Genomic DNA, 22,160 nt, shown 5'->3' with positions numbered 1-22,160 from the left:
GTTTGTATTCAAAAAACCGAAAAATACAGATCAGGGGAAAATCAGTGCTGACACTCACTCGCGTGAGCCGCCGTTACGGCGACACCGTCGCCCTCGACGGGGTGAATTTCACGGTGCCGGAAAACACTTACATGTCGCTGCTCGGCGCCTCGGGCGCGGGCAAGACCACGCTCTTGCGTCTGATCGCCGGGTTCGAAGAGCCGGATCGCGGTGAGATCGCGATCAATGGCGAGCGGATCGACGGCCAGCCGTCGCATCTGCGCGACATCGGCTTCGTGTTTCAGAACTTTGCCCTGTTTCCGCATCTGAGCGTGTCGGAGAATGTCGCCTTCGGTCTGCGCCACCGCACCCATGATGCGCTCAAGAACGAGACCGAGATCAAGGATCGCACCGAGGCCGCGCTGGAGCTCGTCGGTCTGACCGGGTTCGGACATCGCGCGGTGAGCGCCATCTCGGGCGGTCAGCGTCAGCGTGTGGCCCTGGCCCGGACCCTGGTCTGTGAGCCGCGGATCGTGTTGCTCGACGAGCCGCTCGGCGCGCTCGATGCCAACCTGCGGGCGCGGATGTGCGACGAGTTGAAAGCGATCCGCGAACGGCTCGGCGTCAGCTTCCTGCATGTCACCGGCTCCGAGACCGAGGCGCTCACCATGGGCGACAAGGTCGCGGTTCTGGCCGATGGCAAGATCATGCAATCGGACACGCCGGACCTGTTGTTCAACCAGCCGATGAATGCCGAAGCCGCCCGCCATCTCAATGCCTGGAACATTTTCGACGCCGGCCTGTGCGGCGCGGGGCAGGGCCAGATCGCCGTGCGCTTTGACCAGATCGATGTCTGCGCCGAAGGCCAGGTGCCCGAGGGGCGTCTCACGCTTGGTGCCAAATATCTGACCGGGGAATTCAACGGTCCGACCGCGCTGTCCTTCTTCCGGGCCGATGACGGCACCCTGTTGCAGATCATCGATCACCTGAGCCAGCCGCGCCTGCCGCAGCTCGACGAGGGCGCGCGCTATGCCCTTCATTTCGCCCCCGACGCCCTGCGTCAATTCCACGGAGCCGCCTGATGTCAACCCTGACGACAGAAACCCCCGACACGCCCGCCCTTTCCCCTGCGCAGCTGCGCGAACGCAAGGATCGTCGCCGCGCACTCGGTCTCTTGACGCCGGGCCTTGTCTGGATGGCGCTGTTCATGGTGCTGCCGATGGCCATGGTGATCTACGTGTCCTTCTGGACCCAGACCACCTTTTCGGTGAACTCCACCCTCACGACGGCGAGTTGGGAACGCTTTCTGAGCTCCGCCACCTATCTCGGCGCGATCTGGACGACGCTTCGGATCTGGGCGATCGTTCTGGTGGCGACCATCGTCGTGGGCTATCCGGTGGCGCTGTTCATCGGCTTGTTCGTGCGCAACAAGACGCTTCAGACCGCGCTCCTGGTCGCCTGCGTCATCCCGTTCTGGACCTCGTTCCTGATCCGGGTCATCGCCTGGCGCCCGATGCTCGGCACCGAGGGCGCGATCAACATGATCCTGATGAAGCTCGGGATCATCCATGAACCGCTGACCTTCCTGTTGTTCTCCGAATTTTCCGTGCTCGTCGGCATGACCCAGATCTACTGCGTCTTCATGGTCGGGCCGATCACCTTCATGCTCGGACGGATCGATGTCTCTGTCATCGAGGCGGCGCGCGATCTCGGCGCCTCCTTCGGGACGATCTTCCGCCGCATCATCCTGCCGCTCTCGCTGCCGGGGGTCATGGTCGGTTCGATCTTTGTCTCGGTCATGGTTCTGGGCGAATTTGCCACCGCCGCCTCGCTGTCGGGCCGCAAGACCAACCTCTTGGGCAATATCATCGTGAGCCAGGTCGGCTCGCTGAAATGGGCCTTTGCCGCCGTCGCCGGTGTGGTTCTCACCATCATCATCACCGCCGTGATCGCGCTCGCCCTGCGTCTCGTCGATCTGCGAAAGGAAATGTGAGCCATGGAATCCCGTATCCTCCGCCCCACACTCGCCCTCTATACCGTCGCCTTCCTGCTGTTTCTCTACGGTCCGATGATCGTGCTGGCGATCCTGTCGTTCCAGAGCATCGACGGCGGTCCGCAATTCCCGATCCGCGACTGGTCGATCTACTGGTACCAGCATCTGCTTGGCATGGCCGAAACCTCGCGCGTGTCGCAGCTGCCGGTCGGCGACAGCTTGATCCGCTCGATCATTCTGGCCTTCATGACCACCGTGGTCTCCACCGTTCTGGGCGTGATGAGCGCCGAAGCCTTCCGCACCAAGTTCAAGGGATCCGGCCCGGCCTTTTACCTGATCATCCTCGGCATGATGGTGCCGGGTGTTCTGGTCGGCCTCGGCATGGCACTTCTGTCCAATACGCTGGGCATTGCCCGGGCCTGGTGGGGGACGTCCTTTGTCCTGCATGTGGTCTACACCTATCCGTTCGCCTTCCTGGTGATGCTCGCCATCTTCAACCGGTTCGACCGCACCGTCGAAGAGGCCTCGCTCTCCCTGGGCGTCAGCCCGGCGCAGACCTTCCGCCGCGTGACCTTCCCGATCATCTTCCCGGGCGTGCTCTCGGCCATGCTGTTCAGCTTCACGCTCAGCTATGACGAATTTGCCCGCACGCTGTTCACCGCCGGGCGCGATCTGACCCTGCCACTGGCGATCTACGGCACGTTTTCGGTGGAGATCTATCCCAACATCTTCGCCTTCGGGGTGCTCACCACGCTGTTCAGCTTCACGCTTCTGGTGATCTACGGGCTGTTGATGAAACGCTTCACCGCCAAGGCCGCCCGCTTTACCGGTCAGGAGGACGCATGATGATCGCGCTTGTCACTGGCGCCGGTTCCGGCATCGGCGCCGCCATCGCCATCCGTCTCGCCGCCGAGGGCCACAGGGTCGCCGTCAACGATCTCTCGCAATCCGCCGCCGAGAACACCGTCGCCCAGATCAAGGCCGCAGGCGGCACCGCCAAGGCCTATGCCGCCGATGTCAGCGACGAGGGCGCGGTCAATGCCATGGTCGCCGCCGTGACCGAAGACTTCGGCGCGCCCGAGATCCTCGTCAACAATGCGGGCTTCGGCCATCAGGCGCTGTTCCTCGAGATCGAGCCGGCGATGTTCGACAAGATTTTCGCGGTGCATGTGCGCGGCAATTACCTCTGCACCCGGGCCTGCCTGCCGGCGATGCTCGAGAAGGGCGCGGGGCATATCGTCAACATCGCCTCGCAGCTCGGCCAGATCGGCGGCGTGGAGCTGACCCATTACGCCGGCGCCAAGGCCGCGGTGATCGGCATGACCAAATCGCTGGCCCGCGAAGTCTCGAACAAGGGCGTGCGGGTGAATGCCGTCGCCCCGGGGCCGATCAACACACCGCTGGTCGAGGCGCTTTCCGAAGACTGGAAAGCCGCGAAACGCGCCGAATTGCCGCTCGGGCGCTTTGGCAGCCCGGCCGAGGTCGGCGGTGTCGTCGCCTTCCTCGTCTCCGACGATGCGGCGCTCTTTGTTGGACAGACGCTCGGGCCGAATTCCGGCGACGTCATGCTTTGACCCCAGAAAATGGATATGGATCAAATGGATAAACGTATTGTTCTCATCACCGGTGCCGGCATCGGCATCGGTCGGGCCGCGGCCCTGGCCTTTGGCGCCCAGGGCGATCATGTGATCGTCACCGATGTGCTCGAAGACAAGGGGCTTGCGGCCGTCGCCGAGATCGAAGCCGCAGGTGGTTCCGCCGAATTCCAGGCGCTCAACGTGCGTTCGACCGAGGCCGCCGACGCCTTGGTCGGGGATCTCAACGCGCGCTTTGGTGGCATCGACGTGATCGTCGCCAATGCCGGTATCGCCCTGCGCGTGCCGATGGCGGAGATGAGTGATGAAACCTGGCACGAGACGCTCGATGTCGATCTCTACGGCATGCTGCGGGTCATTCGCCCGGCGCTTCCGGCGATGAAGGAAGGCGCGTCGATCATCTGTCTCTCTTCGATCATGGGCACGAATTACGGCTGGGATGAGCATGTCCATTACTCGACCGCCAAATCCGGTGTGATCGGTCTGATCCGTGGTCTTGCCGTCGAATTCGCCGACAAGGGCATCCGCGTGAACGGCGTGGCGCCGGGGTATATCCGGACCGCCCAGCTTCTGAACCCGGGCCATAGCCTCGGGCCGGACGCGGCCGAGATCGCCTCGCCCTACATCCCGATGAAACGTCTCGGCGAGCCCTCCGAGATCGCTAATGTCATCAAGTTTCTTGCGTCCTCAGATGCCTCTTACCTGACCGGTCAGGTCATCACGGTGGATGGGGGGCTGACCCCCGGCCGCTACTGAGAACGCCAACGACAAGGGGTGATGAACGCCCCGCAAGCCCACACTCAACGTCAAGCTCTCACCAATAGGGAAAATGAAAATGACTTTGACTTCCAACCGCCGCACCTTCCTGAAATACGGGGCCGCTGCCGGCGCCGCGGCTCTCGGGTCCGGTATCCATCCGTGGTCGCGCATGGCCTATGCCGCGAACCTGTCCGATCAGGAGCTGCGCACCACCGGTCTGTCGACCACGGTGCAGGACCGCATCCTTGAGATGTTCAAGGCACAGACCGGTGTCGGCGCCACCTCCGGCACGCCCTCGACCTACCCGGATGCCCAGACCAAGATCCTTTCCGGTTCCTCGGATTACGATTGCTGGGAAATCATCGGCGAACGTCTGCCGGCGCTGATCGCCACCGACAATGTCGAAACCATTCCGGCGGCCGAGCTGCCGAACTGGGCTTCGATCCGCGACACCTTCACCAAGACCGACCCGAAATGGGACGCCCGCGCGCAAATCTCCGGCCAGATCTGGGCCGATGAGGCGCAGACCCAGCTCTACATGGTGCCGGCGGTCTATAACTATGACTCGATCGGCTACAATCCGGACGTGCTCTCCGCTGAGGAAGCCAACACCTGGACCGCGCTGTTCGACGAAAAATGGAAGGGCAAATCCGGCCTCAACGTCGATCCGCTGATCGCCATCGGTCAGGCCGTCCTGGCAATGAATTCGCTGGGCCTTCTGGAAGCCAAGAACCCGGGCAACCCGACGATGGCTGAGATCGACGAAGCTGCCAAATTCCTGATTGCCAAGAAGAAAGCCGGTCAGTTCCGTGCGCTCTGGGGCGATTTCGGCGAGCTGGTGAACCTGATGGCCTCCGGCGAAATGGTGGTCTGCGATGCTTGGCAGCCGGCCGTCATGGCGGTGAAAGCCCAAGGTAAACCGGCGAAATACGCGACCCCGAAAGAGGGCTATCGCGGTTGGGCCATCGGCCCGTCGATGCTCAAGGGCACGCCGAACCGCGAAGCCGTGATCGCCTATGCCAACTTCTGGCTCTCGGGTGAGCCGGGGATCGCCGTGACGGAACAGGGCTACTACTCGCCCTCGACCAACATCAAAGCGGCAATGGACCCGGACAAATACGCCTTCTGGTACGAAGGCCAGCCGTGGAAAGGCGAGGCCGAGCGCGGCATCAACCCGGGGGATCTGCGCGATGGCGGGTCGCTCGAAGAGCGCGCCTCCAACGTCGCTTACTGGCACCAGTGGCCGGATGAGTACGATCACCTGATCATGCGTTGGGACGAGTTCCTGAACGCCTGATCCGAGACGGCGGGCGCTCTCCCTACCTCTTCGGGCGCCCGCCCATTGCAAACGCTTGAAAATCGAAAGTTGCCCGCCATGGTCCATGACCTCGAGCTGATTTCCGTCGGCAAAACCTATTCAGACGGCACCGTTGCCGTCTCCGATTTTGATCTCAAGGTAGAAAAGGGCGAGTTCGTGGCCTTTCTCGGCCCGTCGGGCTGTGGCAAATCCACGACCCTGCGGATGATCGCCGGATTCGAAGATATCACCAATGGCGAGGTGATGATGATGGGGCACAACGTGACCCATGTGCCGCCGGAAAAACGCCCGACCTCGATGATCTTCCAGAACTATGCGCTGTTTCCACATATGACGGTGCGCGAAAACGTGGCCTTCGGGCTGGATGTCAAGGGCACGCCCAGGGCGGAACGCGACCGCAAGGTGGACCGCATCCTCGACATGTTCGATCTCGAGGTTTTCGCCGACCGCAAGGCTGACAAGCTGTCGGGCGGCCAGCGCCAACGGATCGCCCTGGCGCGCGGGTTGGTGGTCGAACCCGAGATCCTGTTGCTTGACGAACCGCTCGGTGCACTTGACGCGAACCTGCGGCGGATCATCCAGAACGAGCTCAAGCTGTTGCAGCGCGAACTGGGGATCACTTTCATCTTCGTGACGCATGCCCAGTCCGAGGCACTTGGCCTGTCGGATCGGGTGGTGGTCATGTCGAATGGCGTGGTTGAACAGATTTCCCCGCCGAAAGAACTTTATCGCCGGCCCGCGACGCCGTTTGTCGCCGATTTCATCGGCTCGAACACGGTGTTCGAAGGCATTCCCAGGGGTGCCGGGGCTGCGGGCTTCGGTCGTCTGGAAACCCCTCTGGGCACTTTCGAGGGCGTGGGGCAGGGGAACGAGACCCTGGCCGTGGTCCCGGCCGAAGCCTTCCGCATCGCGCCCCTGGGTACGCCCGATGAAATCCGCCTCGACGGCACCCTGGCCGAACGCCAGCTGGTCGGCGCGGTCGGGCATCTCAAGGTCCGTCTGCCCGGCGATCGCGAGGTCGCGGTCGAGGTCAGCGCCGATCGCCCCGAGGTCCGGGCGCTCATTCCGGGTGCCCCGGTGACCCTCGGCATCGACCCGGCCTCGGTCACTCTCATTCACGCTTAATCATCCAACAGGAGACAAATCCAATGGCAAAAGAAATTCTCGTCGGTTTCGGGATCGATGTGGACGCCGTGGCCGGCTGGCTCGGCTCTTACGGTGGCGAAGACAGCCCGGACGATATTTCGCGCGGCATGTTCGCGGGCGAGGTCGGCTCGATCCGTCTGCTCGATCTGTTCGACAAGCTCGGCATCAAGACCACCTGGTTCATCCCCGGCCACTCGGCCGAGACCTTTCCGGAGCAGATGAAAGAGGTCGCCAAACGCGGCCACGAGATCGGCATTCACGGCTACAGCCACGAGAACCCGATCGCCATGACGCCCGAGCAGGAAGAGGCCGTTCTCGACAAGTGTATCGACCTGATCACCGAGATCTCCGGCAAACGCCCGACCGGTTACGTGGCGCCGTGGTGGGAATTCTCGCCGGTGTCCAACGAGCTCCTGCTCAAGAAGGGCATCAAGTACGACCACTCCCTGATGCACAAGGATTTCGAACCCTACCGCGTGCGCGTTGGCGACAGCTGGACCAAGATCGACTATGCTGGCAAGCCCGAGGACTGGATGAAGCCCTTGGTGCGCGGTGAGGAGACCGATCTGATCGAGATCCCGGCCAACTGGTATCTCGACGACCTGCCGCCGATGATGTTCATCAAGAAATCGCCGAACTCGCATGGTTTCGTGAACCCGCGCGACATCGAACAGATGTGGCAGGACCAGTTCGACTGGGTCTATGAGAACATGGATTACGCCGTCTTCCCGATCACCATTCACCCCGACGTCTCCGGCCGTCCGCAGGTGCTTTTGATGCTCGAACGCCTGTTCAAGCACATGGCCTCGCATGAGGGTGTGAAATTCGTGACCATGGATGAGATGGCCGACAATTACGACGCGAAATTCCCGCGCGGCTGACCCCTCGCAGGTTCCCTAGGCGGACGGACTTCCCCTGTTCCGTCCGCCCTTTTTGAATAAATTGAAAGGAGTGGAGCATGTGTTCGCTCTGCGGCATTCTCGGCTGTGACGACCACTGGACCAACGCGATCGCGCGTCCGGGCGTCTATTCGCGCAACCATGATGCGCAATCGCGCCGGACCGAAAGTGCGCGGCGGATCAAGGCGGCGAATGCCATCCTCTCCTTTCGTCGTGTCACGCTCGATGTCTGGCAGGGCCGCTCCTATGTGGTCAGCTCGCCGACCGGCGCCTCGAGCGTGTTCGAAGCCCTGTCGCATCTCTGGCCCGAGGCAGAAACACTTGCCGGGCGCGATTTCGACCCTTTGGACGAGGGGCTGATCGCCTGGATGGAAGAGAGGGGGCGGGTATGACGCCGGTGATTTTGCTGACCGGGTTTCTCGGCTCCGGGAAAACCACACTGTTGCAGCGTCTGCTCACGGACCCGTCGATGGCCGGGGCGGCGGTGCTGATCAATGAATTCGGCGAGGTCGGGCTCGATCACCATCTGCTCGACCGGATCGACGACACGGTCGTGCTTTTGAAATCTGGCTGCATCTGTTGCACCGTGCGCGGCGAAGTGGCCGATGCGCTCTCCAATCTCGAGAGCCTGCGCACGCGCGGCGAAATCGGCTTTGACCGGGTGGTGATCGAGACCACCGGGCTCGCCGATCCCTATCCGGTGCTCCAGACCCTGACCGCGCATCCGGTTTTGCGATCGCATTTCACCAATGGCGGGGTGCTGACCACGGTCGATGCCGTCAATGCCCGCCTGCAGGTCGAACACCGCGCCGAAGCGGTGCGCCAGATCGCGGCGGCGGACCGGATCGTGTTGACCAAAACCGATCTGGCCGAGCCGGGCCAGGAAGCCGCCCTGCGGTTTCGCCTGGCGCAGCTCAACCCGGCGGCCGGTATCCTCACCACGGCTGATCCGATCGAGGCGATTCTCGGCGGCTTCGGCCCGGCGGAGTTTCTGCGGGCCTTCTCAGAGGGGCAGGGCGGTGCGCATGGCTGTGGCCCGTCCTGCGATCATCCGGAGCATCATCACCCCGATCCCCATCACGACCATCACCACCATGCCCAACCGCATCATGACGAGACCCTCGGGGTGACGAGTTTTTCCCTCGTCATCGAGGGCGCGATCGATTGGACAATGTTCGGGACCTGGCTTACGTTGCTTCTGCATAAACATGGCGAAAGAATTTTCAGGGTGAAGGGTATTTTGGCGCTCGAAGGCGAAGACAGACCGGTCGCGGTGCATGGCGTGCAGCATCTTGTTCATGCCCCCACCCATATGGATCATTGGCCCGAAGGCCCGCGCCAGTCGCGCCTGGTGTTCATTCTCGAAGGCCTCTCGCCCGATCTGATCCGGCGCTCCTTTACCGCTTTCACCGGTCTTTCGGACGTGAGGGCCGCTGCGTGACCAGAGAGCCGCTCCGCATTCTCACGACCGAAATCCAACCCTGGCGCCTGATCAAGGACCGCGCCGAGGCCGATCTCGGCTTTCCGCTGGAATTCATCGAGATGGATTTCAACAATGCGCAGCGGACCGCGGCGCTCGAACCGACCAGCTACGATGTCTATGACCAGTGTTTTCACAACCTCGACATCGTCTGGTACTGGCGGGCCGTGCAGCCGATTGACACGCGCCGCATCACCGAATGGGACAATCTCGACGAATTCGCCCGGGTGTCGCGGGCCAATGGCCGCAGCGGCATGGGCGATGTCCCGGCGACACGGCTTTTCGTGCAGCAGGACATGACGCTTTCGGACACGCCGAGCGAGCGGATCTCGATGCTGCCGACCTTCTACAATTTCGACAGTTTCGCGGTCGAAGCATCGGATATCGATGTCGATCAGGAGATCAAGAGCTGGTCGGCGCTGCTCGATCCGAAATGGGCCGGGCGCGTGGCGCTGGTGGACGAGCCGGCAATCGGCCTGTTCGATCTGGCGATGGCGCTGTCCTCGGCCGGGCGGATGCAGTTCGAGGACATGGGCAACATGTCGGTGGAAGAGATCGACGCGCTCATCGAACATGGTATCGGCCTGATCCAGAACGGTCATCTGAGCCCGTTCTGGCTGCGCGCCACCGAGCCCGTCGACCGGTTCCTGAGCGGCGAGCTGAAACTCGCTTCGATCTGGTCGCCGACCATCGTCGAGATGAAGCGAAACGGCATCAAGGTGCGTCAGGCGCGGCCGGCCGAAGGCTATCGGGCCTGGCATGGCGGCATGTGCCTGTCGAAAGCGCTGGCCGGCGAAAAGCTCGACCGGGCCTATGACTGGCTGAACTGGTATCTCGACGGTTACGCCGGCTCGGTGGTGGCGCGTCAGGGCTATTACATGTCGGTGCCGGAGCGGGTAAAAGCCCATCTTCCCGAGGCCGATTGGGACTACTGGTACGAAGGTCGTCCGGCGGCGCAGGATCTGAACGACATCGCCGGACGCCCGGCGATCAAGGCCGGTGAGACCCGCTCCGGCGGCTCGCGGCTGGATCGCGCGCGCCATATCGCGATCTGGAATTCGACGATGGATGAGCACAATTACCTCGTCCGTCGCTGGAACGAACTTGTGACCCTTGCCGCCGCGAAAGGGCGGACACAGCGTCGCGCAAGCTGAGAAAGTCTTCGATGAAAAACGTCACATTGATCGCCACTGGCGGGACCATTGCCTCTTCTGCGGATAAATCGGCCGGTGCCGTCAATGCCGGGCTGAGCGGTGAAACCTTGCTGCAAAGCCTGCATGCACCGCTCGACGGGATCGCTGTCTCGGTCGAGAATTTCGAAGCCGCCGGCAGCTATGCGCTCGATCTGGCGACGATCCACCGGCTTTGTCTCCGGATCGACGCGGTTCTGGCCAGCGATGCGGTGGACGGGGTCGTGGTGACCCATGGCACCGACACGATGGAGGAAAGCGCCTTTCTCGCCTGGCTTCTGGTGAAAAGCGACAAGCCGGTGGTGTTCACCGGGGCGCAGCGCCATGCCGGTCAGCCCGACACCGATGGTCCGCGCAACATCCATGAGGCGATCTGTGCCGCAGCCAGCCCGGCGATGCGCGGCATCGGTCCGGTGATCCTGTTCGAAGGCGATATCCACGGTGCGCGCTACGTCACCAAGGCACATAGCTCGCGGGTCGACACCTTCCGCTCCGTCGGGCAGGGCAAGCTGGGCGAGGTCGATGGCGGACAGGTCCATCTCTACAGCCGTCCGGCGCATGCGCGCCCGGGTCTCGAGACGCCGGCAATCGATCCAGATGTGGAACTGATTGCGCTGGGCCTCGGCGCCACGCCGCGGCTGATGCGGCTCGCCGCCGCGGATGGCGCGACAGGGATTGTCCTTTCTGCCTTCGGGCGCGGCAATGCCCCCAAGGGCTTCGCCGATGAGACCGGGCGTCTGGTCGCTGCGGGCTGTCCGGTGCTGGTCGCCTCCCGCTGTCATGAAGGGCGCACACAGGCGATCTATGGCAAGGACAGCGGCGGCGTCACTCTGGTGGCGCAAGGCGCGGTGCTGGCGGGCGATCTCTCGGCGATCAAGGCGCGCCTTCTGCTCGCCGCGCTGATCGGCAAGGGGCTGACAGGGCCGGCGCTCACGGAGGCGCTCGTGCCCTATCTCTGATCCGCATGCCCTGCCTGCCATGCGTGACCCATCGGTTCGCGGGCCTGGCCTAGACGGATTTCACTACATTTCTGCCCTATTGTGACCCAAATTCTCCGGAATAAACGTGGCGTCTCATGAAAAGGTCGCCATGCTTAGAACACTGCTCCTGATCGGTTTGATGCTGATGCCTGGCGCGCTTTTTGCCGGCAAGGCCGGGATCGGTGCGTGGGAAAATTCCGATTACACCATGTTGGGCTGGATCGAGGATACGCCGGCGCTGGGCTGGTATTACAACTGGCGCCCGGATCAGATGTGGGCCGAGGGCAGACCCCGCCGCTCGGTCGAATTCGTGCCGATGATCCACAACCGTCGCGATGTGAACAAGCGGATCGTCTCCGATCTGCGGGTCTCGACGCTTCTGGGCTTCAACGAACCCGACGCGGGCGCCAGCCGTGGTACGCCGAAAATGACGGTCGAAGAGGCTGTCGCGCTTTGGCCTAAGCTCGAAAGGCGCGGCTTGCGTCTTGGCAGCCCGGCAACGCTTCAGAGCGGCACATTGGGCAGGAACTCCTGGCAGCGCCGCTTCATGACAGAGGTGGAAAAGCGCGGGTTGCGCGTCGATTTCATGGCCGTGCATTACTATTCGACCTCCGGCAGCGTCAAGGAATTCGAGACCTGGCTGAAAGCCGTCCATGCCGAATACAAACGGCCGATCTGGGTCACCGAATATGCCTATGTCGACTGGGGGAGGCCGGGTTCTGCCAGCTATGCCAAGAATGCCGCCTTCGCCGAAGCCGCGATGGTGATGATGGAAAAGCTGCCCTTTGTCGAACGTCACGCCTGGTTTGCCGCCAACCCGGATGTCGAGAACGGACGCTATCCGAAGATCAATCTGGTGAGCGACAATCTGACACCGACGCCATTAGGCCAGACCTTTGACCGGGTGGTCAGCCGTCTTGGCGGCGCGCGGGTTGCAACCCGCGACTGATCATCTCCCGATGTTCCTCTGCCATTCCTACTGCAGCCGGAAGAGGATGAACTCCGGCGTCTCCAGGACCCGTTCGGCGGTTTGATCGAGATAGGCGATCACGCCGGCATGATGCTCGAGAAACGGACGGTCCAGGCGGTCCTCGGCATTCCTGGTTACACCGAACCAGCGCGCGCCCTGGGATTTCATGTCGTTGAGCTGGGCGATCGGTGTCGCATCGTCCTCGGCAAAGGTCGACCAGTCGCTTGCGCCACCGCCCGGCGGCAGGGTCCAGCCGTTCCGGCGGCTGTAATAGACCGCGATCGGGTCGCCAACCTCCGGGCTGATGGTGACGACGAGATCATCCGGCCCCGCCAGACGATCGATGGCCTGACCCATCAATCGCGCTTCTTCGCCCTGCGGGGTTTTCAGCCGCGGCAGGATCTGAAACTGCGACAGGGCAGCCAGGATCGCCCCCATGACGATGAAACGGGCAACGCCCGCCAGCGACGGGAAGCTGACGCCGCCCAGTTCCGCAAGCAGGATCAGAGCCCGTCCGGCAAAGATCGCCAGCGGCACATGGAAGAGATGCAGGTTCCAGGGATTGGTACTGATCTCCTTGGCGGCACAGAGGTAGACGATGATCGCGGCGAGCAACCAGACATAGGGCAGACGGGTCAGTCCCGGGGCTCGCGGTTCTTCTTTCGCAAAGCGTGGCGGCAACCAGAGACCGAGCGCGATCAGCGCGAGGAAGGCATAGCCATAGAACCACCAGATCGAGATATCCCAGAGGCTCTGGGCATAAAACGCTTCGGCGATGAAGGCCGAGAGCCCGTGGTCCCAGACATAGCCGCTGCCGGCGACATGGTAGGGCGGGGTGGAGCGCCCGAGGTGAATGGCCCAGGCGTAATAGCCGATGATCGCCGCCAGTCCGATGGCAACCGCGATCAATGTTCTGAGAAATGTCGTGCGATCACCGCGCAGAAGCGACAGCACCATCAACCACAGGATGGCCAGCCCGACGCCGAGCCCCGGCAATTTCGACAGGGCTCCCAAAGTGAACGCCAGAGCGGCCCAGACCGGATAGGCTTTGCTCCCGGCGGCCCAGGCGCGGGCGTAGAGCCAGATCCCGAGGGTGATCAGCCCGAGCATCGCCGGATCGGGGAGGACCGAGCTTTCGATCGCGATCGCGCCCGGCATCACCGCATAGGCAAGCGCCGCCGCATGGGCGTGCCGCTCATCCCAGATCAGCGCGACCAGCCGATGCAGGGCGAAGACCGTCAGCAATCCGAAACCAATGGCGACCAGCCGGCCAAACCAGTCATGCCAGCCGAAAACCGCATTCAGAATGGCGACGAGATAGCCATAGAGGCCGAATTCACGGCCCTGATAGCTCGGGCCGGGGCCGGACCAGTTCACTTCCGGCAGGAAGATGTTCCAGCCATGTTGCCAATAATTCTCGGCGATCATCGCCGTGCTGGCCTCACGCCAGCTGAAAACATCGACAAGCGGCTGGGTCATGTAGGGCAGCCGGAGGTAGAGCGCAAAGGCGAGGATCGCGAAGAAGGCCAGCTGATCGAATGTTCCGAACGGCAATGGTCCCGAGTTCGCTGCGACGGGTTTCGGCGCGACAGGTTTCGCTGCGACAGGTTTTGCTGTGTTGGTGGGCGTCACGACATGCGCCTCGCTCACTGTTCCGGCCCCGTATGGGTGGGGTGCGCGTCGAAATTCAGGGCATGCCGCACCGTGTAGGGTTTGCGACCGCGTTGGTTGAAATAGACCCGGGCGAGAACTTCACCGATCAGGCCGATGCTCAGAAGCTGGAACCCGGCCAGAACGGAGAGAACCGACAGCAGCAGGAACGGGTTGCCGGTCATATCGACATCGCCCCAGATCTTCATGGCCACGGTGATCAGCGCGGCGAGGAAAGACAGCACGAAGCTGAAAAGCCCGAGCCCGCCGAAGACCATCATCGGATGCCCGGCATTGCCGAGCAGGAAACGCACCGTCAACAGATCGAGGATCACGACGAAGGTGCGGCTGATGCCGTATTTCGTCTCGCCGTGGAGGCGCGGCCGATGATGGGTCTCCATCTCGAAACAGCGCGCACCGCGCTCGAACAGCAGGATCGGGATAAAGCGATGCATGTCGCCGTAAAGCTCGATCTCCGACACCAGATCTCGCCGCATCACCTTGAGTGTGCAGCCCAGATCATGGATCGGAAAACCGGTGCTCCAGGAGATCAGCCGGTTGGCGATCATCGAGGGCAGTTTGCGGTTCAGCATCGCATCCTGGCGATGCCGCCGCCAGCCATGCACGAGATCGTATCCCTCTTCGAGCTTGGCCAGCATCGGTGCGATATCCGCGGGATCGTTCTGCAGATCGCCGTCGATGGTGACGATGGCGTCATGCGAGGCGAAATCCAGCCCGGCCTTCATCGCGGCGGTCTGCCCGTAGTTGCGGCGGAACTGCACCACCCGCACCCGGGTATCCAGCCGCGCTTTCTCGGCCAGCGCCGCGCCGCTGCCATCGGTCGATCCGTCATCCACGAGGACGATCTCATAGGGCTTGCCAATCTGCTCGAGCGCCGCAGTCAGCTCCTGATAGAGAAGATCGATATTCTCGATTTCGTTGAAAATGGGGACGACGACGGAAATGCCCGTGACGGGTTCCTGTGCCGTTTGTCCCGATCGTTCGACCGATGTGTCCAACTTCGACATGTGTCCCCCACAAGCTTCCCCAGGATGCAGCACGGCGAGTCTAGCGCAGCTTCGTCTCCGAGACAATTTCCCAGCTCAGGCATGGCCGTGAAAATGCAACGGAAATTGAAAATACAGCGGAAATTGCCGGCGCGATTGAGGGGGCTATGGGGGCCACTGCAGGTGCGGACCAAAGGCCGGGCGCATTCTTGCGGCGTCACGCTTCGGGATTTGCGGGGAACTGCCGACAAGCCCCGATAAAGTCGTCGGTGAAGTCCTCGGTGATGTTCCCGGTGAAGGCACAGGTGATGGTCTGACGGCGCCGAAATCCTCCGCCTTGTTTTGTTGCGATGCGAAAGGCACAGTAGCTTCATCAGATCTTCCGCGCTGCTCAAAGCATTTTGGAGAAGATTGACACAAGTCGTACAACTCTCGGGAAACGCACTATATCTTATGACAGACAGATGTCCGGAGGCTGAGCTGTGCTGCAGGGATTGCGAACGGAAGAAGAGAGCGGGGCGGTTGATCCCGGCCATGTTGTGGCCGTTTCCGGCCCGGTGGTGGATGTCGCCTTTTCGCCCGCCTGCCTGCCGGCCATCAATGACGCGTTGCGCATCGAGACAGAGCGCGGTGCACCGCTGCTCCTGGAAGTGCAATCGCAGATCGATGCCCGGACCGTGCGCACCATCGCCTTGCAGGCCACCGACGGGCTGAAGCGCGGGGCGGAGGCGATCCCGGTCGGTGGGCCGATTGCGGTGCCCGTCGGCGATGCCGTGCTCGGCCGGCTGCTCGATGTCACCGGGCGGGTCGGCGACAAGAAAGATCCCTTGCCCGCAGACGTGCCGCGCCGGGCGATCCACCGCGCCCCGCCGCCGTTTCAGGCCCGCGAGGCCAAGGCCGAGATTTTCCGCACCGGCATCAAGGTGATCGATCTGTTGACGCCCTTGGCGCAGGGCGGCAAGGCCGCGATGTTCGGCGGCGCGGGGGTCGGCAAGACCGTCCTGGTGATGGAACTCATTCGCGCCATGGTCGCCGATTATAACGGGATCTCGGTGTTCTCCGGTATTGGCGAGCGTTCGCGCGAGGGTCACGAGATGCTGTTGGAAATGGGCGGCTCCGGCGTTTTGGATCGCACGGTTCTGGTCTATGGCCAGATGAATGAGCCGCCTGGCGCGCGCTGGCGCGTGCCGCTGACCGCGCTCACGATTGCCGAGCATTTCCGCGACGAGGCACATAAGAACGTGCTTTTGCTGATGGACAATGTCTTCCGCTTCGTTCAGGCGGGCTCCGAGGTCTCCGGGCTTTTGGGGCGTCTGCCCAGCCGGGTCGGTTATCAGCCGACGCTGGCCAGTGAAGTGGCGCAATTGCAGGAACGCATCGCCTCGGGCGGCAGCGCCTCGGTCACGGCGATCGAGGCGGTCTATGTGCCGGCCGACGATTTCACCGACCCGGCGGTGACCGCGATTGCCGGTCATGTGGATTCGATGGTGGTGCTGTCGCGCGCCATGGCCGCCGATGGCATGTACCCGGCGATCGATCCGATTGCCTCCTCTTCGGTGCTGCTCGACCCGCTATTGCTGGGCGAGGAGCATGTGAAGACCGCCACCGAAGTGCGCCGCGCCATCGAACATTACCGCGAATTGCAGGATGTCATCTCGCTGCTCGGCATGTCGGAACTGGGCCGCGAGGATCGTCGCATCGTCGAACGCGCCCGGCGGTTGCAACGCTTCCTGACCCAACCGTTCTCCGTCACCGAGGCCTTCACCGGCATGGCGGGGCGCTCGGTGGCGCTCGAGGACACGATCAAGGGCTGTCGCGCCATTCTCAACGGCGAGGCGGACGATTGGGATGAGTCCTCGCTCTATATGATCGGCACCATCGACGAGGCCCGGGACAAGGAAGCGGCCGCGAAAGCGACGGGAGGAAGCCTATGACAAAGACCTTCCGCCTGACGATCACCACGCCGATGGAACTGCTTTTGGATCAGGTGCCGGTGCTGTCGCTGCGCGCCGAGGATGAGAGCGGCAGTTTCGGCATTCTCAAGGGTCATACGGATTTTCTCACCGTGCTGCCGGCCTCGATCCTGCGCTGGATCTCCGCAGCCGGGGAAACGCGCTATTGCGCGGTCGGGCCGGGGCTTTTGACCGTCTCGGGCGGCGATCAGGTCGCGGTCTCCTGCCGCAAGGCCATTCTGGGCGACGAGCTCGACAAGCTGGAGGCCGAGGTGCGCGAGCTGCGCCAAGGCGAGGCGGACCTCGACCGGCAGGCGCGGGTCGAACAGATGCGGCTCCATGCCAATGCGGTGCGCCAGATGATGCGTTTTTTGCGTCCGGCGCGGCCCGGCATGCTGGATCATCCGCCCTCGGTGACCGCCGGCGGGAAAGGCGGTGAGTGATGGCGGAGAGACCCGAAACACCACGCGTCGAGCCTGAACAAGGCAACGGTGAGCAAAACGGCGGGCATAAGGAGATCGAACGGGCTGCCCGGCGGGCGGTCGAGCGCGATCAGCTCAGCCGTGACGACCCGGAGCCCTCCTTGGGCGCCCGGCTTGGCCAGATCGGCATTCTCGGCTGGGCCATCGTCGCGCCGATCCTCCTGGCGATCCTTCTGGGCCGGTTTCTCGACCGCAGCCTCGCCACCGGGATCTTCTTCACCGCGCCGCTGATCTTCATCGGCGCCGGGATCGGGTTTCACGCCGCCTGGAAATGGATGCACAGCCAATGACACATTCTATGACCGACACGATATTGATCCCGCTTCTCGGCCTCCTGCTCGGGCTGGCGCTGGGCTTTGTGCATTTCTCGACGCTCAAACGTGTCACCGCGCTCTATCTCGGCGGCGGCCGGGTGATCTGGGCCGTGGCGCTGCAAATCATACGGCTGGTGCTTCTGGCGCTGGTCATGGTGTTCCTGGCGCGACAAGGCGCGCTGCCGCTTCTGGCGGGCGCGCTCGGCGTGCTGATCGCCCGCTTTGTCGTTCTCAGAGGCGCAAAGGCGACTGGTGAAAGGGGGCAGGGCTGATGGACAATCCGCTCACGCTCGACCCGCTGTTCCAGCTTGGCCCGGTGCCGATCACCGCGCCGGTTCTGGTCACCTGGGGGCTGATCGTGCTGATCGGCGGCGGCGCCTATTTCGCCACCCGGCATCTCACGCTCAGACCCGGCAAGATCCAGACCCTGCTCGAGCTTTTCGTCACCACCATCGACGGCCAGCTGCGCGACACGCTGAACCGCGATCCGGCGCCCTACCGGGCGCTCATTGGCACGGTGTTCCTGTTTGTGCTGCTCGCCAACTGGTGCTCGCTGATCCCCGGGATCGAGCCGCCCACCGCACATATCGAAACCGACGCGGCGCTGGCGCTCGTCGTCTTTGCCGCCACGCTCGGATATGGCGTCGCCACGCGCGGGCTCAGGGGTTATCTCGCCACCTTTGCCGAACCGAGCTGGGTGATGATCCCGCTCAATATCATCGAGCAGATCACCCGCACTTTCTCGCTGATCGTGCGCCTGTTCGGCAATATCATGAGCGGGGTGTTTGTCGTCGGCATCGTTTTGTCGCTCGCCGGGCTCTTCGTGCCGATCCCCTTGATGGCGCTGGAGCTGCTGACCGGCGCCGTGCAGGCCTATATTTTCGCCGTTCTCGCCACCGTCTTTATCGGCGCCGCCGTCGGCGAGCGCCCCAAACGCAATTTATCTTCGCAGGAGGTCTCAAAACCATGACCGGTAATCTCATTGAAATCGTCTCGATCCTCGCCGCGGCCATCGCCGTGAGCTTCGGCGCCATCGGACCGGCACTCGCCGAAGGGCGTGCCGTGGCCGCCGCCATGGATGCCATCGCGCGCCAGCCCGAAGCCGCGGGCACGCTGAGCCGGACCCTGTTCGTCGGCCTCGCCATGATCGAAACCATGGCGATCTACACGCTGGTGATCGCGCTTCTGGTGCTTTTCGCCAATCCTTTCGTCTGATCGGAGCAGACCATGCATATCGACTGGTGGACCCTGGGGCTGCAAACCATCAACGCCGTGATCCTGATCTGGATTCTGGCGCGGTTCCTGTTCCGCCCGGTTGCGCGCATGCTCGACGAGCGTCAGGCCGTCACCCAGGCCGCATTGGACGCGGCGGAGGCCGCGCAACAGGGGGCTGATCGGGCCCGTGCGACGGCCGAGGCAGAGGCTGAGGCGCTCAATGCCGCGCATGCTGCCCGGCTGGCCGAGGCCCGCGACGCGGCGGCGCGCGAGAAATCCCGGCTCATGGCAGAGACCGAGGCGGCACTCGAGAAGGCGCGTGATGCCGCCGAGGCGGAGCTCGCCGGGCTCAGGCGCGCGCAACAGGGCGAGCTTCGGGACAAGGCTGGCACGCTGGCACTCGAGATCGCCGAACGCCTGCTCAGCCGTCTGCCCGATCCGCTGCCGCTCTCGGGGTTCATCGACGGGCTCGCCGAGGCCGTGGCGGAGCTGCCGGAGGCGACCCGGACGGAGCTGGGCCGCACCGGACCGATTGGCCTGCGGGCGGCGGCAGAGCCGACCGAAGCCGAGCGCGAGGCGCTCAAGAGCCGCCTCGGCACAGTGCTCGGGCGCCCGGTCGAGATTGACGTGACGACCGACCCGGGGCTGATCGCCGGGCTGGAGCTCGATGCCAGCACGGCCATGGTGCGCAACAATCTTCGGGCCGATCTCGAGCGGATCAAGGCGGAGTTGAGCGATGAGTGACAAACGCCCTGAGAAGCATCCAGAGAAGTATCCGGAGGACACAGGGCTTGAGGACTGGCTCGAGACCAGCCGCGCCAGGCTGGCCCGGACCGCGCTTCAGCCTGCGGCCGAGGCCATTGGCCGGGTGTCGCATGTCGCCGATGGCATCGTGCAGGTCACCGGGCTCACAGAGGCGCCGCTGGGGGCGCTCTTGCGCTTTGAGAGCGGCAGTTCCGGCTTTGCCCGGAGCCTCGCGCCGGATCTGATCCACGCGGTGCTTCTGGACGAGAGCGCCTCGGTCGAGGTCGGGCAAAAGGTCTATGACACGGGCGAGGTCCTGCAGGTGCCGGTGGGCGAGGCGCTGCTCGGGCGCATCATCGACCCGCTGGGGCGGCCACTGGACGCCGGGCCGGTGCCGAAGACCTCGGAACGCCTGCCAATCGAACGCCCGGCGCCGGAGATCATCGAGCGCGATCTGGTCGCCGAACCGTTGGAAACCGGCGTGCTCTTGGTTGACAGCCTCTTTGCCATCGGCCGCGGCCAGCGCGAATTGCTCGTCGGCGATCACGCCACCGGCAAGACCGCGCTCGCCGTCGATGCGATCATCAATCAGAAATCCACCGATGTGATCACCATTTATGTGGCCATCGGTCAACGTGCCTCGGCGGTCGAACGGGTCGTGGCCGCGGTGCGCGACCATGGCGCGCCGGAGCGCTGTATCTTCGTGCTGGGGCTGGCCTCGTCTCCGCCGGGGCTGCAATGGATCGCGCCGTTCGCGGCGATGAGCATGGCGGAATATTTCCGTGACCGGGGGCAGGATGTGTTGATCGTCATCGACGATCTGACGCTGCATGCCGCCACCCATCGCGAACTGGCGCTTCTGACCCGCGAGCCGCCGGGGCGCGAGGCCTATCCGGGCGATATTTTCTATCTCCACGCGCGGCTGTTGGAACGCGCCGCGAAACTGGCGCCGGAGCTGGGCGGCGGCTCGATCACGGCGCTGCCGATCGCCCAGACCGAAGCGGGGAATCTGTCCGGTTATATCCCGACCAATCTGATCTCGATCACCGATGGCCAGATCGTCTTCGACAGCCATCTGTTCTCCGCCGATCAGCGCCCCGCCGTCGATGTCGGCCTCTCGGTGAGCCGGGTCGGCGGCAAGGCGCAGGCGCCGGGGCTGCGCATGGTCTCGGGCCGGGTGCGGCTGGACTATGCGCAGTTTCTCGAGCTTGAAATGTTCACCCGCTTCGGCGGTATCTCCAACCCGCGGGTCAAGGCGCAGATCGCCCGCGGCAGTCGCATCCGCGCGCTTCTGACCCAGCCACGCTTCAGCGGGCTGGGCATGGTCGATCAGGTGGCGCTTTTGGCGGCGCTGGCCGATGGTGTGCTCGATGATCTGGCGCCGGAGGCGATCCCCGAGCTGAAACGGCAACTGCCCGGTTGGCTCGGCGCCCGGGCGCCCGACGCGTTGAGGGAGTTGACGGAGCAGAAGGCCCTGAATGACGCCTTGCGCGACCGGCTGGTGGCGGAGGTCCGGGCCCTGGCAAAAGGGCTGGCGACGACAGGCGCGGGACACGGCGCCGAACAGAGCGCCGAACGGGGCGCGGCTGTCTCCGGCGCGGAAGGCGAGGCGCCATGAGCGAACGTTTTGCCGATATCACCGCCCGGATCGAAACCGTGCACAAGCTCGACACGGTGATCGGCGCCATGCGCGGCATCGCCGCCGCCCGGGTGCATGAGGCACAGGCCCATCTCGACAGCATTCACCGTTTCGAAGAGACCATTGGGCGTGCCATCGGTGAAGCTCTGGCGCTATTCCCGGCACCACAGGCCGAGGCACAGACGGCCGGCAGGGCACGCCCGGGGCTTTTGGTCTTTGCCACGGAACAGGGGTTCGTCGGCAGCTATTCCGAACGCATTTTCGAGGCGTTGCAGCAAGAGCTCGGGCAGGACCCGGCGCCGCTGGTGTTTCTCGTCGGCGAGCGCGGTCTCGCCATGGCCGAGGAGCACGACGTCGAGCTTGCCTGGTCCGCGCCGATGATTGCCCATGCGGCGCAGGCAGCCAGCCTTGCCACCCGGATCGGCGATGCGCTCTTTGCGCCGATGGCGGCGGGCGAGATCACCTCGCTCAGCATCCTGCATGCCATTCCTTCGCTCTCCGAAGAGGTGCAGATCGCGCATAAGCCGTTGCTGCCCTTCGACTATGACCGCTTCGCCCCTCCGCAGAGCCAGGTGCCGCCGCGGATCACCCTGCCGCCCGAGCGGCTGCTGCAGCGGCTGGTCGAGGAATATCTCTTTGCCGAGCTGAGCGCTGCGGTGATGCTGTCTTTCGCGGCCGAGAACGAAGCGCGGATGCGCGCGATGATCGCAGCACAGGACAATACTGCGGAGACGCTCGACGACATGACCAGACTGGCGCGCCGGTTGCGCCAGGAAGAGATCACCGAGGAGATCATCGAACTGGCGACGGCGGATCTGTGAGTGGAGGTTCGGACAAGAGAACAACCT

24 protein-coding genes are annotated in these 22,160 nt (G+C 63.7%); 22 read left to right on the top strand and 2 right to left on the bottom strand.

Features of this window, described 5'->3' with window-relative positions; translation table 11 throughout:
* Positions 1 to 44: 44 nt before the first annotated feature.
* From BM151_RS07375 to BM151_RS07315, 13 genes are all read left to right on the top strand, one after another.
* Positions 45 to 1,061 (top strand): ABC transporter ATP-binding protein, encoded by a 1,017-nt coding sequence (locus BM151_RS07375; RefSeq protein WP_245781136.1) that lies wholly within the window; start codon positions 45 to 47, stop codon positions 1,059 to 1,061.
* Complete coding sequence (locus BM151_RS07370) at positions 1,061 to 1,972, top strand: ABC transporter permease (RefSeq protein WP_218151342.1); 912 nt, start codon at positions 1,061 to 1,063, stop codon at positions 1,970 to 1,972. The genes BM151_RS07375 and BM151_RS07370 overlap by 1 nt, the downstream gene beginning before the upstream one ends.
* 3 nt (positions 1,973 to 1,975) lie before the next feature.
* Entirely contained in the window at positions 1,976 to 2,818 is an 843-nt protein-coding gene (locus tag BM151_RS07365; protein WP_090059581.1) for an ABC transporter permease, read from the top strand.
* Complete coding sequence (locus BM151_RS07360; protein WP_090059580.1) at positions 2,815 to 3,546, top strand: SDR family NAD(P)-dependent oxidoreductase; 732 nt, start codon at positions 2,815 to 2,817, stop codon at positions 3,544 to 3,546. The genes BM151_RS07365 and BM151_RS07360 overlap by 4 nt, the downstream gene beginning before the upstream one ends.
* 24 nt (positions 3,547 to 3,570) lie before the next feature.
* Positions 3,571 to 4,323 carry an SDR family NAD(P)-dependent oxidoreductase gene (locus BM151_RS07355; protein ID WP_218151341.1) on the top strand — a complete coding sequence of 251 codons (753 nt, stop codon included), beginning with the start codon at positions 3,571 to 3,573 and terminating at the stop codon, positions 4,321 to 4,323.
* Between the two features lie 79 nt (positions 4,324 to 4,402).
* The gene (locus BM151_RS07350) at positions 4,403 to 5,623 is read left to right on the top strand and encodes an ABC transporter substrate-binding protein (RefSeq protein ID WP_218151340.1); all 1,221 of its coding nucleotides are present in this window, start codon (positions 4,403 to 4,405) and stop codon (positions 5,621 to 5,623) included.
* Positions 5,624 to 5,701: 78 nt separating this feature from the next.
* Positions 5,702 to 6,769 carry an ABC transporter ATP-binding protein gene (locus BM151_RS07345; protein WP_090059574.1) on the top strand — a complete coding sequence of 356 codons (1,068 nt, stop codon included), beginning with the start codon at positions 5,702 to 5,704 and terminating at the stop codon, positions 6,767 to 6,769.
* A 23-nt stretch (positions 6,770 to 6,792) separates the two neighbouring features.
* Positions 6,793 to 7,671, top strand: coding sequence for a polysaccharide deacetylase family protein (locus BM151_RS07340; protein ID WP_090059572.1), 879 nt, complete (start codon positions 6,793 to 6,795; stop codon positions 7,669 to 7,671).
* Positions 7,672 to 7,748: 77 nt separating this feature from the next.
* Positions 7,749 to 8,081, top strand: a complete 333-nt coding sequence (locus BM151_RS07335) for a hypothetical protein (RefSeq protein WP_090059570.1) — start codon at positions 7,749 to 7,751, stop codon at positions 8,079 to 8,081.
* Positions 8,078 to 9,130 carry a CobW family GTP-binding protein gene (locus BM151_RS07330; RefSeq protein WP_090059569.1) on the top strand — a complete coding sequence of 351 codons (1,053 nt, stop codon included), beginning with the start codon at positions 8,078 to 8,080 and terminating at the stop codon, positions 9,128 to 9,130. Before BM151_RS07335 ends, BM151_RS07330 begins: the two co-directional genes overlap by 4 nt.
* Positions 9,127 to 10,323, top strand: coding sequence for an ABC transporter substrate-binding protein (locus tag BM151_RS07325; protein ID WP_090059567.1), 1,197 nt, complete (start codon positions 9,127 to 9,129; stop codon positions 10,321 to 10,323). The genes BM151_RS07330 and BM151_RS07325 overlap by 4 nt, the downstream gene beginning before the upstream one ends.
* Before the next feature lie 11 nt (positions 10,324 to 10,334).
* On the top strand, positions 10,335 to 11,318 hold the full coding sequence (locus tag BM151_RS07320; protein ID WP_090059565.1) for an asparaginase: 984 nt from the start codon (positions 10,335 to 10,337) through the stop codon (positions 11,316 to 11,318).
* Between the two features lie 130 nt (positions 11,319 to 11,448).
* Positions 11,449 to 12,288 carry a glycosyl hydrolase gene (locus tag BM151_RS07315; protein WP_245781135.1) on the top strand — a complete coding sequence of 280 codons (840 nt, stop codon included), beginning with the start codon at positions 11,449 to 11,451 and terminating at the stop codon, positions 12,286 to 12,288.
* Between the two features lie 27 nt (positions 12,289 to 12,315).
* Here the strand turns inward: BM151_RS07315 and BM151_RS07310 are convergent, their stop codons facing one another.
* Together BM151_RS07310 and BM151_RS07305 are read right to left on the bottom strand one after the other, a co-directional pair.
* Positions 12,316 to 13,959, bottom strand: a complete 1,644-nt coding sequence (locus BM151_RS07310) for an ArnT family glycosyltransferase (protein WP_143093062.1) — start codon at positions 13,957 to 13,959, stop codon at positions 12,316 to 12,318.
* Positions 13,956 to 14,987: a glycosyltransferase family 2 protein gene (locus BM151_RS07305; protein WP_090059562.1), complete on the bottom strand. Its 1,032-nt coding sequence runs from the start codon at positions 14,985 to 14,987 to the stop codon at positions 13,956 to 13,958. The genes BM151_RS07310 and BM151_RS07305 overlap by 4 nt, the downstream gene beginning before the upstream one ends.
* Positions 14,988 to 15,448: 461 nt before the next feature.
* On the opposite strand from BM151_RS07305, the gene atpD reads away from it, so the two are divergent.
* Genes atpD through BM151_RS07260 form a run of 9 tightly spaced genes read left to right on the top strand, consistent with a single transcriptional unit; the run spans position 15,449 to position 22,133 of the window.
* A complete protein-coding gene (gene atpD, locus BM151_RS07300) occupies positions 15,449 to 16,900 on the top strand; it encodes a F0F1 ATP synthase subunit beta (RefSeq protein WP_342714551.1) in 1,452 nt (483 codons plus the stop codon).
* On the top strand, positions 16,897 to 17,361 hold the full coding sequence (locus BM151_RS07295) for a F0F1 ATP synthase subunit epsilon (RefSeq protein WP_090059560.1): 465 nt from the start codon (positions 16,897 to 16,899) through the stop codon (positions 17,359 to 17,361). The genes atpD and BM151_RS07295 overlap by 4 nt, the downstream gene beginning before the upstream one ends.
* Positions 17,361 to 17,690 (top strand): AtpZ/AtpI family protein, encoded by a 330-nt coding sequence (locus tag BM151_RS07290; protein ID WP_090059559.1) that lies wholly within the window; start codon positions 17,361 to 17,363, stop codon positions 17,688 to 17,690. The genes BM151_RS07295 and BM151_RS07290 overlap by 1 nt, the downstream gene beginning before the upstream one ends.
* Complete coding sequence (locus tag BM151_RS07285; protein ID WP_177213054.1) at positions 17,687 to 17,986, top strand: N-ATPase subunit AtpR; 300 nt, start codon at positions 17,687 to 17,689, stop codon at positions 17,984 to 17,986. The genes BM151_RS07290 and BM151_RS07285 overlap by 4 nt, the downstream gene beginning before the upstream one ends.
* Positions 17,983 to 18,684: a F0F1 ATP synthase subunit A gene (locus BM151_RS07280; RefSeq protein WP_218151352.1), complete on the top strand. Its 702-nt coding sequence runs from the start codon at positions 17,983 to 17,985 to the stop codon at positions 18,682 to 18,684. Before BM151_RS07285 ends, BM151_RS07280 begins: the two co-directional genes overlap by 4 nt.
* Positions 18,681 to 18,929, top strand: a complete 249-nt coding sequence (locus BM151_RS07275; RefSeq protein WP_090059553.1) for a F0F1 ATP synthase subunit C — start codon at positions 18,681 to 18,683, stop codon at positions 18,927 to 18,929. Before BM151_RS07280 ends, BM151_RS07275 begins: the two co-directional genes overlap by 4 nt.
* A gap of 12 nt (positions 18,930 to 18,941) precedes the next feature.
* Positions 18,942 to 19,673, top strand: a complete 732-nt coding sequence (locus tag BM151_RS07270; RefSeq protein WP_090059552.1) for a F0F1 ATP synthase subunit delta — start codon at positions 18,942 to 18,944, stop codon at positions 19,671 to 19,673.
* Positions 19,666 to 21,291 (top strand): F0F1 ATP synthase subunit alpha, encoded by a 1,626-nt coding sequence (locus BM151_RS07265; protein WP_090059550.1) that lies wholly within the window; start codon positions 19,666 to 19,668, stop codon positions 21,289 to 21,291. The genes BM151_RS07270 and BM151_RS07265 overlap by 8 nt, the downstream gene beginning before the upstream one ends.
* On the top strand, positions 21,288 to 22,133 hold the full coding sequence (locus tag BM151_RS07260) for a F0F1 ATP synthase subunit gamma (RefSeq protein ID WP_090059548.1): 846 nt from the start codon (positions 21,288 to 21,290) through the stop codon (positions 22,131 to 22,133). The genes BM151_RS07265 and BM151_RS07260 overlap by 4 nt, the downstream gene beginning before the upstream one ends.
* Positions 22,134 to 22,160 lie beyond the last annotated feature (27 nt).

Source organism: Celeribacter neptunius, from assembly GCF_900113955.1.
GTDB classification, from domain to species: domain Bacteria; phylum Pseudomonadota; class Alphaproteobacteria; order Rhodobacterales; family Rhodobacteraceae; genus Celeribacter; species Celeribacter neptunius.
The sequence above is the reverse complement of the archived record's forward strand: the minus strand, read 5'-3'. Positions and strand labels throughout refer to the sequence as shown.